Origin of the sequence: Microbacterium pratiae, from assembly GCF_047302165.1 — a bacterium.
Lineage (GTDB): Bacteria > Actinomycetota > Actinomycetes > Actinomycetales > Microbacteriaceae > Microbacterium.
On the sequence record NZ_CP154843.1, the window covers coordinates 2,258,134 to 2,274,688 of the forward strand.

Below are 16,555 nucleotides of genomic sequence, written 5' to 3' on the forward strand. Positions count from 1 at the left end.
TCATTCCCGGGGCGACGCGTCCGCAGCGGGAGCCGGGTTCAGGTCGAGCGCCGGCCGGCTGCCCGATGCCCGCGGGCCGATCCCCGCGGGCTCGAAGGTGTTGACCATCGCGTACGCAGCACGTTCGAGGTAGTCCCACAGCGTCGCCTCGTGAAGCGGAGCGAGCGACAGCTCGTCGAGTGCGGTGCGCATGTGGCGGAGCCACCGGTCGCGCGCGTCGGGATCGACGTGGAACGGACGATGCCGCATGCGGAGCCGGGGGTGTCCCCGTTCTTCGCCGTACGTGCTGGGTCCACCCCAGTACTGTTCGAGGAACGTCGTGAGGCGATGCGCCGCGGGCGCGAGATCGGCCTCGGGGTACATCGGCCGCAGGACGTCATCGGCAGCGACCTCCCGGTAGAAGACGTCGACCAGTCGGACGAACGTCTCATGACCTCCGACCTCGTCGTAGAAGCTGACCTGGTCGCTCACGGGGTGCCCTTCCGGTCATCGGGTGCCTCGCCGGGATCGGCGGGCGAGTCGTGGGTCGTGGACGTGTCCGTGCTCTTGTCCACGCCGCGGTTGCGCTTCGGACGCCACTGAGGCCGCGCCTTCACGGTCGGCGGAGTCACCGGCTGCGGCTTGGTGCGCGGGGGATTCGCGCCCCGGATGCTCTGGGCACCTTCGAATCCGGTCAGGATGGTCGAGTTGAGCTGAGGGATCTTGACCCCGAGCTCATCCACAGCATTCTTGAGTCGTACCCGGAGTGCGCGAGCGACGTCGTCCTTGGCATTCGGACGCGTCTTGACGACGACGCGGATCACGAGCGCGTCACCGGCGATCGACTCGAGCCCCCAGAGCTCGGGCTTCTCGATGATGCGGCTTCGCCACTTGGGCTCGCGCGCGAGCTCCTTCGCGGCCTCGATCACCGACTTCTCGACGACCTCGACATCGGCATCCGCCGGCACCGCCAGGTCGATGATGACCCGCGACCAGCCCTGGGACATGTTTCCGATCCGGGTGATCTCACCGTTGCGGACGAACCAGAGCGTGCCGTTGACATCGCGGACGTGGGTGACGCGCACGCTGACGTACTCGACGATGCCGGTCGCAAGACCGAGGTCGACGACGTCGCCGATTCCGATCTGGTCCTCGGCGACGATGAACATCCCGTTGAGCACGTCTTTGACGATGTTCTGAGCCCCGAAGCCCAGCCCGGCACCGATCGCAGCGGAGAGCAGCGTGAACGAGCCGAGGATGCCGGGGCTCAAGACCCCGACGACCATGAGGAGCGCGACGATGACGATCGTGACGTTGACGATGTTGGTCAGGATGGACCCGAGGGTGCGCGTACGCTGCACGATGCGCACCTGAGCGAGCGGCGACATGTCGATCGCGCGGGTGTCTTCGGCCTCGGCGCGGTTCTTCGCTCCGCGCACGATGCGATCGACGATGCGTCCGATGAGGCGGCGCATCACCCATGACAGCGCGAAGGCACCCAGCACGATGCCCGCGACGGCGACGATGTTCCATCCGGCTTCGGACAGGAATCTCAAGAAATCGTCGACGGGGAACTCCCACGCAAGGGGGATCGGAGGGGTCACGGTGGTCATCGTTCCGATCCTAACCAGGCGCCCCATGGCCTTCCCGAGAGGGCCGTCAGGAGTCGACTGCGGGATCGGCGAGCCCGTGCGCGATGAGCACGGCGTGGACGCGGTCTCGTGCCGGGAGCTTGGTGAGGATCCGGCCCACATGCGTCTTCACGGTCGACTCGCTGAGGAAGAGCTCGGCAGCGATCTCGAGATTCGTGAGACCGCGCGCCATGGCCGCGAGGACGTCGGCCTCGCGGGCGGTGAGCGACGCCGGCGCGACGGGTTGCGGAGCGGGCAGACCTGTCGCTGTGACGAGCTCGATCATGCGACGGGTGATCCGCGGCGCGAGGGTGGCCTCGCCCGCCGCCACGGCTCGTACCGCCGCGACGAGTTCGTCGCGGCGGGCATCCTTCAGGAGGAAGCCGCCGGCACCCGCTCGCAACGCGCCGAATGCGTACTCGTCGAGGTCGAAGGTCGTGAGCACCAGGACGGCGACGTGCGGATGCTCCGCCCGGATCCGGGCGGTCGCCTGGATGCCGTCCACGCCGGGCATCCGGACATCCATGAGTACGACGTCCGGAGACGTCGCCGCGACGGCATCGAGCGCCCCCGCGCCGTCAGCGGCCTCGCCGACCACCTGGATGCAGTCCGCGGCTTCGAGCACCATCCGGAATCCCAGCCGGATGAGCTGCTGGTCGTCGACGATCAGCACGCGGATGAGCGCGGCGGGATCAGCGTTCATGATTCTCCTGTTCGAGGGGGATGCGGGCGTGCACGCGCCAACCGCGGCCCGGTCCGGGGCCCGCGGCCACCGTGCCGCCCGCCAGGACCACGCGCTCGCGGAGGCCGCGCAGGCCATATCCCGACGGCGCGGTCGGCGCGGACACGACCGGCTCGCCGTCGTCGACGACATGCACCTCCACGGCATCCGAACGGTAGGCGATCCGGACGTCGATGCGTTCCGCGCCGCGGGAGTGGCGAATCGCGTTCGTGACGCCCTCCTGCACGATGCGCGAGATCGCGAGCTGCACGGCGCTGCTGAGCGCGGGGCGGTCGCCCGATACGGTCAGCGTCGCGTCGAAGCCGGCGGCGCGAGCGGAGTCGACCGTCTCCACGGTCGTGTCACGGCTCACGGGGGCGAGCGGGGCGTCATCGTCGTCGCGCAGGATGCCGAGGGTGGCGCGCATGTCGCGCAGCGCCTCGCGCCCCGTCGAAGCGATGGCGGTCGCACCCGGCCGTGCCCGGTCGATGTCGTTCGACGCTGCGACGCCCTCTGCCAGAGCGACCATGACGGTGAGGGAGTGCGCGACGATGTCGTGGAGCTCGCGGGCGATGCGATCCCGCTCGGCGGCCGCTGCGAGCCGCGCCTGCTGATCCCGTTCGACGACGAGCTGGCGCGATCGGTCGATGAGAGCGGAGACATAGCGCTGCCGATTGCCGACGTTGGCGCCGATGAGCGACCCGATCAGGGCTGCGAGCGCCTCGCTGACGAGAGAGTTCCACGCGACCGCGGCGCCGATCTCGCCGGTGAACGCCAGCGCCGCGATCACCGACGCGATGACGCCGAGGCCGACACCGACCCCGATCATGCAGGAGCGCACGCTGCGGTGGACAGCGAGGGTGTACGCGGCGATGCCCAGCATCGGCCCGCCGGTCGGAAGCGGGGCGAGCAGGTAGGCCAGCGCGACCACGACGGCGCCCACGAAGACGACCGTCGGGTAGCGACGGCGCACGAGCAGCGAGACGCAGCCCAGCACGACGACGACCATGACCACGGGCCCGGTCACGGGCCAGAGGCGTGCGATGCCGACCGCTTCGTCCAGGCGGTCGGTGAAGCTGGTCGCCGGGACCAGCGAGAACGCGAGGCACAGGAGCGCCGTCAGGACGTCGGCGAATACCGGGTGCCGAGCCCAGAACCGCCGCAGGACTCCGGGAGGACGCGGAAGCCGCAGCTCGTCGTCATGCGACGATGAGCCACGGCTTCCGGGAGACACCCGTCGTACTCTACGCGTCGGTCGAGCGGAGGACGGCCCAGCCGCCGAGCAGCGTCACCGCGGGCCAGGCGAGGAGAGTGACGAGTCCCTTCGCGAACTCCTCCGACCCGGGCGAGGTCACGGTCTGCGCGGCGCTCGAGGGCAGGTACTGCGCCAGGTCGACGATCCACGCCCACGACTCGCCGGCGAACGAGAACATGCTCAGCACGATCGGGAGGACGAACAGGATGCCGACGGTCGCAGCGATCGCTCCTGCACCGTTCCGGATGATGAAGCCCCAGCCGAGACCCAGCAGCGCGAAGGTCGCCATGGCGAGCACGCCGAGGGCGAGGGGGATCACGGACGTCTCGGCATCCGACCAGTCGATGGCTCGATCGCCGAAGATCGGGGCGGAGGCGATGACGGAGACGATCGTGGTGACGACCGTCGTGGCGGCGAGCAGCAGCGCGACGACGACGCCTTTCGCGACGAGGACCGCGCCGCGGCGCGGTTCGGCGGTCAGCGTCGAGCGGATCATCCCGGTCGAGTACTCGCCCGTGATGGCCATGGCGCCGAGGATGCCCGCCACGAGCATCGTGAACTGCATCGGCGCGACGATCGCCCCGACCGGGTTGAAGTCGCCGCTGAACTCCTGCGACGCCCACGCCATGAGGAGCGAGATGCCGATCGCCAGCACCGCGGTCACTCCGAGCGACCACCAGGTCGACCGGAGCGTGAGGAGCTTGATGGCCTCGCTGCGGACGAGTCGGCCGAAGGACAGGCGGGCGTTCGACGGCGTGGCGCGTGCGGGCGCCGGGGTCTGGACGGCCGTGGTGGTCATCGCACGGCTCCCTTCGTCTGGTATTCGACCGAACCCTCGGTGAGGGCGAGATAGGCGTCTTCGAGCGATCCGACGCGCGGCGTCAGCTCATGGAGCGGGATGCCGTGTGCGGCGGCGGTGTCGCCGATCACGGCCGCGCTGAGTCCGGCGACCTGCAGGAGCCCGGGCTCGCCCGTGGTGACGGCGACGTCGGGGCCGGCGATGAGGCGCGTGAGCTCGTCAGCGCGAGGCGTGCGCACGACGACGGTGTTGCTCGTCCAGGAGCGGACGAGCTCGTCGATGCTGGCGTCGGCCAGGACGCGCCCCCGGCCGAGGACGATCACGTGGTCGGCTGTGAGTGCCATCTCGCTCATGAGGTGGCTCGAGAGCAGCACCGTGCGACCCTGTGCCGCCTGGCCGCGCACGAACTGCCGGACCCAGCGCACGCCTTCGGGATCGAGACCGTTGACGGGCTCGTCGAGGATGAGGGTCTGCGGGTCGCCGAGCAGGGCGGCCGCGATTCCCAGTCGCTGTCCCATGCCGAGCGAGAACTTGCCGGCGCGCTTGCCGGCCACCGAAGCGAGCCCCGTGATCTCGATCACCTCGTCGACACGGGAGCGGGGGATGCCGTGGGTCGCGGCCATCGCCCGGAGGTGATTGCGCGCACTCCGGCCCGTGTGCACGGCCTTCGCATCGAGCAGGATGCCGACCTGGGTGAGGGGTGACCGCAGCGAGCGGTAGTCGCGTCCGTCGATCGTGACGCGTCCGGACGACGGCCGGTCGAGGCCGACGATCATCCGCATCGTGGTGGACTTGCCGGCACCGTTCGGGCCGAGGAAACCGGTCACCTTGCCGGACTGCACGGTGAAGCTCACCCCGTCGACGGCTGTCTTGTCTCCGTACCTCTTCGTGAGGCCATCTGCAACGATCATGCGCCCACGCTATCGACGGGGGCATCGCGCTGTCGTCCGTCGGAAGTGCCGGATACGACGATGGGCGTCGTACCGGAGTACGACGCCCATCGTCACTGCGGATGACGTCAGTCCTGCGCGTCGCGCTCCTGGACGGCGAGCGCACGCTCGACGCCCGCGAGGTTCTCGGCGACGAGCCGGCGGAGCGCCGCGGGTGCCTCGACGTTCTGCGAGAGCCATGCGCGGGTCGCGTCGCGAAGGGCGGTGTCGGCGAGGGCGGCGGGGTACAGTCCGACGATCAGGTACTGCGCGATCTGGTACGTGCGCGACTCCCAGACCGGCAGCAGCATCCGGAAGTACTCGTCCACGAACTCCGAGAGGTGGGCAACACCCGCGGGGTGGGTGAACCCGACCGCAGCGGACCGTACGACCGTGTTCGGGAGGTCGTCGTTGTGGATGAGGGAAGCCCATGCGGCCTTCTTCGCCTCGGCCGTGGGGAGCGCTGCGCGGGCCTGGGCCGCGAACTCGCCGCCCTTCGCGGTGTTGTCGGCGGAGAGCGCGGCATCGATGTCCGCAGCCGAGACAGCACCCGATGCGGCCAGCGACACCAGGAGCGCCCACGACAGGTCGGCGTCGATCTCGAGCCCGGGCAGGACCGTGTCGCCCGAGCGCAGCGCGCGGACGATGTCCGCGTGCGCGGGAGTCGACGCAGCGGACGCGAACGCGGTCACGAACTGCAGCTGGCTGTCGCTTCCCGCCTCAGCCTGCTGCGCGAGCGCCCACAGGCCGTCGGCGACGCGAGCGCGGGCCGAGTCGCGGGTCTGCGGGGCGACGTAGGAGTTCGCGGCGAGCTGCAGCTGTCCGAGCGTCGTGCGCACCGTGGTCGACTCGGTCTCGGTGCCGATGTTGCGGAGCACGAGATCGATGTAATCGGTCGCGGATGCCTCGGCGTCGCGCGTCTGATCCCACGCGGCGCCCCAGACCAGAGAACGCGCGAGAGGATCGCTGATCTTCGCGAGGTGCTCGACCGCCGTGCGCAGCGACCGCTCGTCGAGGCGGATCTTGGCGTACGCGAGGTCTCCGTCGTTCAGGAGAACCAGGTCGGGCTGCCCGCGGCCGATGAGCTCCGGTACTTCCGTCAGGTCGCCGTCGACGTCGAGCTCGACGTGATGGACGCGCACGAGCGCGCCGTCCTTGAGCGAGTAGAAGCCGACCCCGAGACGGTGAGGACGGATCGTGGGGTAATCGGCGGGCGCCGTCTGAACGATGGCGAATCGGGTGATGATGCCGTCGGCGTCGGTCGCGATCTCGGGCTCGAGCGTGTTCACACCGGCCGTCTCGAGCCACTTCTTCGACCAGGACTCCAGCTCGCGTCCGCTGGTGGCCTCGAGCTCTACGAGCAGGTCGGACAGCTCGGTGTTGCCCCATGCGTGCTTGCGGAAGTACGCCGACACCCCGGCGAAGAAGGCCTCGACGCCGACCCAGGCGGCGAGCTGCTTGAGCACCGAGCCGCCCTTCGCGTACGTGATGCCGTCGAAGTTCACCTGGACGTCTTCGAGGTCGTTTATACGCGCCACGACGGGGTGCGTCGACGGGAGCTGGTCCTGGCGGTAGGCCCAGGTCTTCTCCATCGCGTTGAAGGTCGTCCAGGCTTCGGTCCATTCCGTAGCCTCGGCGGTCGCGATGGTCGACGCCCACTCGGCGAACGACTCGTTGAGCCAGAGGTCGTTCCACCACTTCATGGTGACGAGGTCGCCGAACCACATGTGAGCGAGCTCGTGAAGGATCGTCACGACGCGCCGTTCCTTCACGGCGTCGGTCACCTTCGAGCGGAAGACGTAGGTCTCGGTGAAGGTCACCGCGCCCGCGTTCTCCATCGCCCCGGCGTTGAACTCCGGGACGAAGAGCTGGTCGTACTTCGCGAACGGGTAGGGCACGCCGAACTTCTGCTCGAAGTAGGCGAAGCCCTGACGCGTCTTCTCGAAGACGTAGTCGGCGTCCAGGTACTGCCAGAGGCTCTTGCGCGCGTAGACGCCGAGCGGGATGACGCGACCGTCCGCGCTGGTGAGCTCGGAGAAGACCTGCTCGTAGGGGCCCGCGACCAGGGCGGTGATGTAGGAGGAGATCCGCGGGGTGGGCTCGAACGCCCAGGTCGCCGTGCCGCCGTCACCGGGCACAGGCTCGGGCGTGGGGGAGTTGGAGACGACCTTCCACTCCGCGGGGGCGGTGATCGTGAAGCGGAACTCGGCTTTCAGATCGGGCTGCTCGAAGACGGCGAAGACGCGACGCGAGTCGGGCACCTCGAACTGCGAGTAGAGGTAGACCTCGCCGTCGACGGGGTCGACGAAGCGGTGCAGCCCCTCGCCGGTGTTCGTGTACAGGCAGTCCGCATCGACGATGAGCTCGTTCTGAGCCGCGAGGTCGTCGAGAGCGATGCGCGAGTCGCTGAACGCGGAGGCGTCGATCGCCCGGCCGTTGAGCGTGATCTCCCGGACGTCGCGAGCGATCAGGTCGATGAAGGTCGAGGCGCCCTCGGTGGCGGCGAAACGTATGACCGTGCGCGAGCGGAAGACCTCCGCGCCCACGGTCAGATCGAGGGCGATGTCGTAGCTCTGCGTGTCGACGATCGCGCGGCGCTCCTGCGCCTCGATGCGGGTGAGGTTCTCTCCAGGCACGTGCGTTCTGCTCCCAGGGTCGGGGTGAGGATTCGAGGCCGCGCGCTGCTGGCGCCGACGGCAACCGTGCCAGCCTACGCTTTCGGGGCCCGCACGTTCATAGGATGGTGCCATGCGCATCCATATCGCGACCGACCACGCCGGTCTCGAGTTCTCCACTCAGCTCCAGCATCACCTCGCCGAAGCCGGCCACGACGTCGTGGACCACGGGCCGATCGAGTACGACCCGGTCGACGACTACCCCGCGTTCTGCATCCGCGCTGCGGAGGCGGTCGTCCGCGACCAGCAGGCCGGGGTCGAGGCTCTGGGTGTCGTCTTCGGCGGCTCGGGTAACGGCGAGCAGATGGCGGCCAACAAGGTTCACGGCGTGCGGGCCGCGCTCGTGTGGAACATCCCGACCGCCGAGCTCGCGCGGGAGCACAACGACGCGAACGTCATCGCGATCGGCGCCCGCCAGCACACGTTCGACGAGGCCGTGACCTTCATCGATCGCTTCATCGCGACTCCGTTCACCGGCGAGGAGCGTCACGCGCGCCGCATCGCCCAGCTCGCTGCGTACGAGGCCGACGGCAGCTTGCTTCCCGACCCGCGAGCAGGTGCGGAGGGCACCACCTCGCCCCTCCCGGCCACCGACTCGTTCGATCCGGAAGCGGGCTGATGCCCGAGGGCCACTCCGTCCACCGGATCGCCCGGCAGTTCGAGCGCAACGTCGTCGGCCGCGTCGTCGCGGCGTCGAGCCCGCAGGGCCGATTCGTCGAGGGCGCGGCGGTGCTCGACGGTCGCGAGGCGATCGAGGCGCGGGCGGTCGGCAAGCAGATGTTCCTCGCGTTCGAGGACGACGTCTGGTTGCGCGTTCACCTCGGGATGTACGGGGCTTGGGACTTCGCGGGCGAGATCGTCGTCGACCCGACCATCGCCTCGGCGAACGGTCGCATGGGCCACACCAATCAGCGCGGCACCGAGCTCGCGCCGATCTACGACGACGCCGGGGAGAACTCCCTCAGCTCGATCGGTGCGCCGCGACGAGCCCGAGGAAGGGTCCGCATGAGCGAGCAGACCACGGGGCTCGGTGAGGACGGCGCGGCGACGGGCGACGACGAATGGCCGCCGCCGGTCGTCGGCCAGGTGCGGCTGCGCCTCCTCACCGACGCGACCTGCGCCGACCTTCGGGGACCGACCGCCTGTCAGCTGCAGACACCGGAAGAGGTGCAGGCGACGATCGACAAGCTCGGTCCCGACCCGCTCGTGGATGACGTGGCAGAGGGCGAGGAGCGATTCACCGCGACCGTTCGTCGCAAGCCGACGGCGATCGGCCTGCTTCTCATGGACCAGAGCGTCGTGAGCGGGATCGGCAATGTCTATCGCGCCGAGATGCTCTTCCGTGCGCGCTTGAATCCGCACACTCCGGGCCGCGATGTCCCGGAGGAGACCGTGAGGGGGCTCTGGCACGACTGGGTGCGGCTTCTCGCGATCGGTGTCGAGACGGGTCAGATGATGACGATGGACGACCTCGATCCCGAGGCGTGGCGCCGGGCCATGGCCCATCGTGACGACCGGCACTGGGTCTATCACCGCGCCGGCCTGCCCTGCCGCGTCTGCGGAACGGCGATCGTCCTCGAGGAGATGGCGTCGCGCAAGCTGTACTGGTGCCCGAACTGTCAGAGGTGAGCACATGAGGCAGAATCCGAGCTTCGCGATGACGGACGCCGCCGAGATCCGTCGCGTCATCGAAGAGAACCCCTGGGCCACGATCGTCAGCGCGGCTACCGGCGGACTCGTCGCGTCGCACTACGCCGTGCTCCTGGACGAAGAACGCGACGACCTCACCGTCGTGGGGCACGTCGGGCGTCCGGACGATGCGATCCTCGGCCTCGGTGACGGCGAGATGCTCGTCGTGTTCCAGGGGCCGCACGGCTACGTGTCGCCCCAGTGGTACGGCGACGCGCCCGCGGTGCCCACCTGGAACTTCGTCTCGGTGCATCTCTCCGGCGTACCCGAGATCCTCTCCGCCGACGAGAACCTCCGCGTGCTGGAGCGTCTCGTCGATCGCTTCGAGGCGGGCATCGGAGAGCCGCGCGGCATGTGGGCGGCGCCGAACGACGAGGACTTCGTGCGGCGCCTCGAGCGCGGCACCGTCGGATTCCGGCTGTCGCCGACGCGTGTCGAGGCGAAACGCAAGCTCAGTCAGAACCGGCCGGATGCGGTCGTCGACACGATCATCCAGAAGCTCGACGAGGGCGTCACGCCCTACGCCGACCCGCGACTGGCGGGCGAGATGCGGCGAGCGCACGGGGCGATGCGCGCAGCGCGCGAAGGACGGTCGTGAGTTCTCCGGCACACGGCGAGCACGTCGCTGTCATCGCCGGTGCCCGGCTGACCGGCCCGGGCCGGACCGATCCGTTCGGCACCGACCCCGTCGACGTGCACCTCGACGGGGGAACGGTCGTCGACATCGCGCCCGCCGGGGCATTGCCGAAGCGGGGCGTCGTCCTCGATGCCGCGGGGGGCTGGCTGCTCCCGGGTCTCTGGGACCACCACGTCCACACCGTGCAGTGGGCGCTCACGGCGCGTCGGGTCGATCTCGAGGGCATCTCGAGCGCGGCGGAAGCAGCCGCCGTGATGGGGCGTTCGCAGACAGGTCAGGACGGGCGCCGCATCGGCTCGGGGTTCCGTGACGCCCTGTGGCCGGATCGTCCGTCCCTCGAGCTGCTGGACGCGACGACCGGCGACACGCCGACCTATCTCATCAACTCCGACGTGCACAGCGTCTGGCTCAACAGTGCGGCTCTCCGGCGGGAGGAGATGTCGTCGGCGGATGGCGTACTGCGCGAGGAGCCCGCGTTCGAGATCTCCCGACGGCTCAATGCGCTCGACCCCGCGACCGCGGACAGCGCGGTGACGGAGGCCATGTCCGCTGCAGCCGCGCGGGGAGTGGTCGGCATCGTCGACCTCGACATGGCGTGGAACGCGGAATCCTGGGACCGTCGGCTGGCACAGGGATTCGACGCCGTGCGCGTGTCGTTCGGCGTCTATGCGGGCATGCTCGATCGCGCCATCGAGGCGGGGCTGCAGACGGGTGATGCGATCGACCCGGGCGGACTCGTACGGATGGGGCCATTCAAGGTCATCACGGACGGATCCCTCGGCACTCGGACCGCGGCCTGTTCACACCATTACCCCGGAGTCGAGACGGACTTCGGGGTCATGACCGTTCCACCGGACGTGCTCGTCGACCTGATGCGGCGGGCCACCGGCCGGGGCATCGCGTGCGCCGTGCACGCTATCGGCGACGTCGCGAACTCGCATGCCCTCGACGCGTTCGCGATGACGGGAGCCATCGGCACGATAGAGCACGCGCAGCTCGTCGCTCACGCCGATATCCCGCGCTTCGCGCGCCTCGGCGTCGGGGCCAGCGTGCAGCCGTCGCACGCTGTCGACGACCGTGACATGGCCGAGGAGTTCTGGGCGGGCCAGACGGCTGTGGGATACCCCCTGCGGGAACTGGTCGACGCGGGAGCCAACCTGCTGCTCGGCTCGGACGCACCCGTCGCTCATCTCGACCCGTGGACCACGATGTCTGACGCCGTGTTCCGCACACGCGACGAGCGCGAGCCGTGGCGACCCCACCAGCGGATCTCCGCCGCGGTTGCTCTCGCGGGTTCCACGGCAGGCGGCTCCGAGACCGGCTCCGCGATCGAGCCGGGCGCCGTGGCCGACCTCGTCGTCGTCGACCGCGACCCGCTCGTGGCAGCCACCCCGTCCGCCCTGCGGGCGACCGCCGTGGGCGCGACTCTGCTCGCCGGTCGCGTGACGCATATCGGCTGACGCCGGTTCGACCGGATCGCCCGCGAGGACGACGGAACGGCGCGGTGATCGGTGGGGCGCGTTCTGCTGCCCGGATCCGATCTCCGCGCCGTTCCGTCGGCGCTGAGCGTTACTCGGCGAGGTGGGCGAGGAGGAACCAGCGGTCCTTGTCGACGCCGCGCTTGATCTCGATCGCGACATCCTGGCTCGACAGGTCGACCTCGTCGAGGCCGTCGATCGCGGCCTGAAGGTCGACGAGAGCTGCGTCGATGTCGGACACGATGGCCTTGATCTCGTCCTGCCACTGGGCGAAGCCGGCGGGGACGGCGGTGCTGGTCTTCTCGGCCATGGTCGAGACGCGGGAGTCGATGGGCAGGCCCAGGGCGACGATGCGCTCGGCCGCGGTGTCCGCGTAGTCCTGGGCGTGGGCCACCACGGAGTCGAGGAGCTCGTGGATCGCGATGAAGTTCGAGCCGCGCACGTTCCAGTGCGCCTGCTTGCCGTTGACGACGAGCGCCTGCATCTTGTGCACGACCGGGGTGAGGAACTGCGCGGCAGCGGCGGCGACCTCGGGGTCGGCGGTGAGGGCGGGGGTGGTGATGTTCGTGTCGGTCATGTCTGCGCTCCTTCTGGCAGGTCGTGGCCTGCATCTGTCCAAACGCTACTCACGCTCGAACATTCCGCAAGCAAGAGAAGGCTGGGCTCACCAGGGGTAACGTGAGGCCGTGCCCGTCGCTTCCTCCGCGTCTCTGCTTCCCGTGGGCGGGTCCCGGCCCCGCCTGCATCCGACGGTGTTCGTCGCGCACGGAGCGCGGCTCGTCGGCGACGTGGTCATCGGCGAGCTGTCGAGCGTCTGGTACAACGCCGTGATCCGCGCCGACCGGTCCGGCATCGTGATCGGCGATCGCAGCAACGTCCAGGACGGTGTCGTGATCCACGTCGATGCGACGTCCCCGGCCCGGATCGGGGACGACGTCTCGATCGGGCACAACGCGGTCGTCCACGGGTGCACGGTGGAGGACGGCTGTCTCATCGGCATGAACAGCACGATCCTCAGCGGCGCCGTGATCGGGGCCGGGTCCCTCGTCGCCGGGGGAGCCGTCGTCCTCGAGGGCACGGTCGTCCCGCCGGGGTCTCTCGTGGCCGGCGTGCCCGCGAAGGTGCGCCGTGCGCTGACGGCGGACGAGCGGGACGGGCTCCGCCGGAACGCTGCGACCTATCTGGAGCTGGCAGCCGAGCACGGGGTCGTCGCGACAGAATGAGAAAACTCCTCCTCGCCTGAGGCGAGGAGGAGTTTTGGAGGGGCTGACGAGAATCGAACTCGCATCATCTGTTTGGAAGACAGAGGCTTTACCACTAAGCTACAGCCCCGCATCCGGCGGAAACCGGATGAGGTTCGCTGCCGTTCCGGTGGACGTCGTCCGCGGCTCGGCAACTCGAACAGTCTAGCGGACTCCGTCGGCTAGACTGACCACGGCCGTTTTCCGACGCACGTGTGCTGCGCGCCCGGGGCGTAGCTCAGCTTGGTAGAGCGCCCGCTTTGGGAGCGGGAGGCCGCAGGTTCAAATCCTGTCGCCCCGACAACGGCCCCACGAACCCAGACCACCGAACGGACGCGCATGTGCGCGGCCGGATAAAGGAGAACGACAGGCATGGTCACCAGCACCGTCGAGACGCTCAGCCCCACGCGGGTGAAGCTCCACATCACGGTCAGCCCGGACGAGCTGAAGCCGAGCATCACCCACGCGTACGAGCACATCGCTCAGGACGTGCAGATCCCCGGCTTCCGCAAGGGCAAGGTGCCCGCGCCCATCATCGACCAGCGTGTCGGCCGCGGTGCGGTCATCGAGCACGCGGTCAGTGAGGGCCTCGACGGCTTCTACCGCGAAGCAGTCGCCGCGAACGAGCTGCGCGTGCTCGGCCGCCCGTCGGCCGAGGTCGTCGACTGGCCGAGCGACAAGGACTTCTCGGGCGACCTGAAGGTCGAGGTCGAGGTCGACGTCCGTCCCGAGTTCGAGCTGCCCGCATACGAGGACATCACCATCGAGGTCGAGCCCGTCGCCACCGACGACGCCGCGATCGACGAGGAGCTCGACCGTCTGCGCGGCCGCTTCGGCACGCTCGTGACCGTCGACCGTCCCGCCGCGAAGGGTGACTTCGTCGAGCTGGACCTCGTCGCCACGATCGACGGCACGGAGATCGACCGCGCCGAGGGCGTGTCGTACGAGGTCGGCTCGGGCGAGCTGCTCGAGGGGATCGACGAGGCGATCGAGTCGCTCACCGGCGGCGAGGACACCACGTTCCGCTCGAAGCTGGTCGGCGGCGACCACGCGGGTGAGGAGGCCGAGGTGGCCGTGACGGTCAAGGCCGTCAAGGAGCGCGAGCTCCCCGAGGCCGACGACGACTTCGCGCAGATGGCGAGCGAGTTCGACACGATCGCCGAGCTGCGTGAGAGCCTCGTCGAGCGCGTCTCGCAGCAGAGCCTGTTCACGCAGGGCGCAGCGGCGCGCGAGAGGCTCGTGGACGCCCTCCTCGAGAAGGTCGAGATCCCCGTTCCGGCCGGACTGGTCGAGGACGAGGTGCACGCCCACCTCGAGGGCGAGGGTCGTCTGGAGGACGACACGCACCGCGCCGAGGTGACCGAGGCCAGCGAGAAGCAGTTCCGCACGCAGATGGTCCTCGACAAGATCGCCGAGACGCATGAGGTCCAGGTGTCGCAGGACGAGCTGACCCAGTACCTGATCCAGGCGTCCGCGCAGTACGGCATGGCGCCGCAGGACTTCGTCAACGCGCTCCAGCAGAACGGCCAGCTGCCGGTGATGGTCGGCGAGGTGGCTCGTAACAAGGCTCTCGCGGTCGCACTGGGCAAGGTCACCGTCGTCGACACCGACGGCAAGCCGGTCGATCTGACGGGCTTCATCACCGTCGAGGGCGAAGAGGCCGCGGGCGACGAGGTCGTCGAGGAGGCGCAGCAGATCGCCGACGAGGCGGCCGACGCCGACGAGAAGCCGGCCAAGAAGGCGCCCGCCAAGAAGGCGCCGGCCAAGAAGGCCCCCGCCAAGAAGGCGGATGCCGCCGACGAGGCTCCGGCCGCTGACGAGAAGGCTCCCGCCAAGAAGGCGCCTGCGAAGAAGGCGCCGGCCAAGAAGAAGGCGGCCGACGAGGCGGCTGCGGAGTGATCTTCTGATCCCTCCGGTCGCATGACCCGCAGAAGGGGACGGATGCTGCGGCATCCGTCCCCTTCTGCGTACCCCCGGCTCTGCCGCGTACCCGCAGCCGGTTCGGACACGGCTATGCCCACGGCGAACACGGTCAGGGTGATGCGGCGGCGTCGGTAGATTCGACACGTCACGAAACTTCGGATCAGGAGCACACATGGCTGACCCCCTCATCGCAACAAGCGTCTTCGACAGACTGCTCAAGGACCGCATCATCTGGCTCGGGTCGGAGGTGCGCGACGAGAACGCGAACGAGATCTGCGCGAAGATCCTCCTGCTCGCCGCCGAGGACTCCGAGAAGGACATCTACCTGTACATCAATTCGCCCGGCGGATCGATCACGGCGGGCATGGCGATCTACGACACGATGCAGTTCGTCCCGAACGACATCGTCACCGTCGGCATCGGAATGGCCGCCTCGATGGGTCAGCTGCTGCTGACCGCCGGCACCAAGGGCAAGCGCTACATCACGCCCAACGCGCGGGTCCTGCTGCACCAGCCCCACGGTGGGTTCGGCGGCACGGCCAGCGACATCCAGACGCAGGCGCAGCTCATCCTCGACATGAAGCGTCGTCTCGCGGAGATCACCGCCGCGCAGACGGGAAAGTCTGTCGAGCAGATCAACGCCGACGGTGACCGCGACCGGTGGTTCACCGCCCAGGAGGCCCTCGAGTACGGCTTCGTCGACCACATCCGTGAGTCGGCCACCGACGTCGTCGGCGGCGGCGGCACCGAGAACTGATCGTCCGAAGGAGAAAGACAACGATGAACACACCCGCCTTCGGCATTCCCCACGGCGCTGCGATGCCTTCGAGCCGGTACATCCTGCCGCAGTTCGAGGAGCGCACCGCCTACGGTTACAAGCGTCAGGACCCCTACAACAAGCTCTTCGAGGACCGCGTGATCTTCCTCGGCGTGCAGGTCGACGATGCGTCGGCAGATGACGTCATGGCTCAGCTGCTCGTTCTCGAGTCGCAGGATCCCGACCGCGACATCATCATGTACATCAACTCGCCCGGCGGCTCCTTCACCGCCATGACCGCGATCTACGACACGATGCAGTACGTGTCGCCCCAGATCCAGACGGTCGTGCTCGGTCAGGCAGCCTCGGCGGCGTCCGTCCTGCTCGCAGCCGGAGCCCCTGGCAAGCGCCTGGCGCTTCCCAACGCGCGGATCCTCATCCACCAGCCCGCGGTCGGCGAGGCCGGTCACGGACAGGCGTCGGACATCGAGATCCAGGCGGCCGAGATCCTGCGGATGCGTACGTGGCTCGAAGAGACCATGGCGCGTCACACCAACCGCACCCAGGAGCAGGTCAATAAGGACATCGACCGCGACAAGATCCTCTCCGCGCACGAGGCGCTCGAGTACGGGATCGTCGACCAGGTGCTCACCTCGCGCAAGCGCACCCCGGCCGCACTCACGTCCTGAGCAGCGCGCCTCGACGTCGTATGGCCCCGGTGAATCACCGGGGCCATACGCGTCATCACGGCGGTTCGACCCGAACGCCGCGCAAATCCGCGGGGATGTCTGCGGGAGAGGTTAGGCTCGGAGCACCACGCTCTCAGGTGAGCGATGGATTC

The 16,555-nt window shown here is 69.0% G+C and carries 16 protein-coding genes and 2 tRNA genes; 9 read left to right on the plus strand and 9 right to left on the minus strand.

All coding sequences use genetic code 11. The features are described 5' to 3' along the window. From AA0Y20_RS10735 to pepN, 7 genes are all read right to left on the minus strand, one after another. A complete protein-coding gene (locus AA0Y20_RS10735) occupies positions 1-471 on the minus strand; it encodes a globin (protein WP_412939205.1) in 471 nt (156 codons plus the stop codon). Further along, positions 468-1,592, minus strand: a complete 1,125-nt coding sequence (locus tag AA0Y20_RS10740; protein WP_412939206.1) for a mechanosensitive ion channel family protein — start codon at positions 1,590-1,592, stop codon at positions 468-470. The genes AA0Y20_RS10735 and AA0Y20_RS10740 overlap by 4 nt, the downstream gene beginning before the upstream one ends. 46 nt (positions 1,593-1,638) lie before the next feature. Next, positions 1,639-2,313, minus strand: a complete 675-nt coding sequence (locus AA0Y20_RS10745) for a response regulator (protein WP_412939207.1) — start codon at positions 2,311-2,313, stop codon at positions 1,639-1,641. Next, a complete protein-coding gene (locus AA0Y20_RS10750) occupies positions 2,303-3,565 on the minus strand; it encodes a sensor histidine kinase (RefSeq protein ID WP_412939208.1) in 1,263 nt (420 codons plus the stop codon). Before AA0Y20_RS10750 ends, AA0Y20_RS10745 begins: the two co-directional genes overlap by 11 nt. A 10-nt stretch (positions 3,566-3,575) precedes the next feature. Continuing rightward, positions 3,576-4,385: an ABC transporter permease gene (locus AA0Y20_RS10755; protein WP_412939209.1), complete on the minus strand. Its 810-nt coding sequence runs from the start codon at positions 4,383-4,385 to the stop codon at positions 3,576-3,578. Further along, positions 4,382-5,296, minus strand: coding sequence for an ABC transporter ATP-binding protein (locus AA0Y20_RS10760; RefSeq protein WP_412939210.1), 915 nt, complete (start codon positions 5,294-5,296; stop codon positions 4,382-4,384). The genes AA0Y20_RS10755 and AA0Y20_RS10760 overlap by 4 nt, the downstream gene beginning before the upstream one ends. Before the next feature lie 107 nt (positions 5,297-5,403). Continuing rightward, positions 5,404-7,950: an aminopeptidase N gene (pepN, locus tag AA0Y20_RS10765; RefSeq protein WP_412939211.1), complete on the minus strand. Its 2,547-nt coding sequence runs from the start codon at positions 7,948-7,950 to the stop codon at positions 5,404-5,406. A gap of 112 nt (positions 7,951-8,062) precedes the next feature. Between pepN and AA0Y20_RS10770 the strand changes: the two genes are divergently transcribed. The 4 genes from AA0Y20_RS10770 to AA0Y20_RS10785 are packed head-to-tail and all read left to right on the plus strand — an operon-like array spanning position 8,063 to position 11,775. Then, positions 8,063-8,608 carry a ribose-5-phosphate isomerase gene (locus AA0Y20_RS10770; protein WP_412939212.1) on the plus strand — a complete coding sequence of 182 codons (546 nt, stop codon included), beginning with the start codon at positions 8,063-8,065 and terminating at the stop codon, positions 8,606-8,608. Then, entirely contained in the window at positions 8,608-9,618 is a 1,011-nt protein-coding gene (locus AA0Y20_RS10775) for an Fpg/Nei family DNA glycosylase (protein ID WP_412939213.1), read from the plus strand. The genes AA0Y20_RS10770 and AA0Y20_RS10775 overlap by 1 nt, the downstream gene beginning before the upstream one ends. 4 nt (positions 9,619-9,622) lie before the next feature. After that, the gene (locus AA0Y20_RS10780) at positions 9,623-10,276 is read left to right on the plus strand and encodes an FMN-binding negative transcriptional regulator (protein WP_412939214.1); all 654 of its coding nucleotides are present in this window, start codon (positions 9,623-9,625) and stop codon (positions 10,274-10,276) included. Further along, positions 10,273-11,775: an amidohydrolase gene (locus AA0Y20_RS10785; RefSeq protein ID WP_412939215.1), complete on the plus strand. Its 1,503-nt coding sequence runs from the start codon at positions 10,273-10,275 to the stop codon at positions 11,773-11,775. The genes AA0Y20_RS10780 and AA0Y20_RS10785 overlap by 4 nt, the downstream gene beginning before the upstream one ends. A 109-nt stretch (positions 11,776-11,884) precedes the next feature. Here AA0Y20_RS10785 and AA0Y20_RS10790 read toward each other — a convergent pair whose 3' ends face one another. Then, positions 11,885-12,370, minus strand: coding sequence for a Dps family protein (locus AA0Y20_RS10790; RefSeq protein ID WP_412939216.1), 486 nt, complete (start codon positions 12,368-12,370; stop codon positions 11,885-11,887). A gap of 109 nt (positions 12,371-12,479) precedes the next feature. On the opposite strand from AA0Y20_RS10790, the gene AA0Y20_RS10795 reads away from it, so the two are divergent. Beyond that, a complete protein-coding gene (locus AA0Y20_RS10795) occupies positions 12,480-13,016 on the plus strand; it encodes a gamma carbonic anhydrase family protein (protein WP_412939217.1) in 537 nt (178 codons plus the stop codon). Positions 13,017-13,051: 35 nt separating this feature from the next. On the opposite strand, the gene AA0Y20_RS10800 is transcribed toward AA0Y20_RS10795, so the two are convergent. Then, positions 13,052-13,125: transfer RNA gene (locus AA0Y20_RS10800), tRNA-Gly, on the minus strand. A gap of 136 nt (positions 13,126-13,261) precedes the next feature. On the opposite strand from AA0Y20_RS10800, the gene AA0Y20_RS10805 reads away from it, so the two are divergent. From AA0Y20_RS10805 to AA0Y20_RS10820, 4 genes are all read left to right on the plus strand, one after another. Next, a tRNA-Pro gene (locus AA0Y20_RS10805) sits at positions 13,262-13,335 on the plus strand. Positions 13,336-13,406: 71 nt separating this feature from the next. After that, entirely contained in the window at positions 13,407-14,933 is a 1,527-nt protein-coding gene (tig, locus tag AA0Y20_RS10810) for a trigger factor (RefSeq protein ID WP_412939218.1), read from the plus strand. Between the two features lie 196 nt (positions 14,934-15,129). Next, positions 15,130-15,714: an ATP-dependent Clp protease proteolytic subunit gene (locus tag AA0Y20_RS10815; protein ID WP_023950833.1), complete on the plus strand. Its 585-nt coding sequence runs from the start codon at positions 15,130-15,132 to the stop codon at positions 15,712-15,714. Positions 15,715-15,737: 23 nt separating this feature from the next. Further along, positions 15,738-16,403: an ATP-dependent Clp protease proteolytic subunit gene (locus AA0Y20_RS10820; RefSeq protein ID WP_412939219.1), complete on the plus strand. Its 666-nt coding sequence runs from the start codon at positions 15,738-15,740 to the stop codon at positions 16,401-16,403. Positions 16,404-16,555 lie beyond the last annotated feature (152 nt).

Coding starts and splice junctions, on each gene's coding strand:
- AA0Y20_RS10775 (WP_412939213.1), top strand. CDS start 8,608: ATGCCCGAGGGCCACTCCGTCCACCGGATCGCCCGGCAGTTCGAGCGC.
- AA0Y20_RS10760 (WP_412939210.1), bottom strand. CDS start 5,296: ATGATCGTTGCAGATGGCCTCACGAAGAGGTACGGAGACAAGACAGCC.
- AA0Y20_RS10755 (WP_412939209.1), bottom strand. CDS start 4,385: ATGACCACCACGGCCGTCCAGACCCCGGCGCCCGCACGCGCCACGCCG.
- tig (WP_412939218.1), top strand. CDS start 13,407: ATGGTCACCAGCACCGTCGAGACGCTCAGCCCCACGCGGGTGAAGCTC.
- AA0Y20_RS10770 (WP_412939212.1), top strand. CDS start 8,063: ATGCGCATCCATATCGCGACCGACCACGCCGGTCTCGAGTTCTCCACT.
- AA0Y20_RS10815 (WP_023950833.1), top strand. CDS start 15,130: ATGGCTGACCCCCTCATCGCAACAAGCGTCTTCGACAGACTGCTCAAG.
- AA0Y20_RS10740 (WP_412939206.1), bottom strand. CDS start 1,592: ATGACCACCGTGACCCCTCCGATCCCCCTTGCGTGGGAGTTCCCCGTC.
- AA0Y20_RS10745 (WP_412939207.1), bottom strand. CDS start 2,313: ATGAACGCTGATCCCGCCGCGCTCATCCGCGTGCTGATCGTCGACGAC.
- AA0Y20_RS10790 (WP_412939216.1), bottom strand. CDS start 12,370: ATGACCGACACGAACATCACCACCCCCGCCCTCACCGCCGACCCCGAG.
- AA0Y20_RS10780 (WP_412939214.1), top strand. CDS start 9,623: ATGAGGCAGAATCCGAGCTTCGCGATGACGGACGCCGCCGAGATCCGT.
- AA0Y20_RS10820 (WP_412939219.1), top strand. CDS start 15,738: ATGAACACACCCGCCTTCGGCATTCCCCACGGCGCTGCGATGCCTTCG.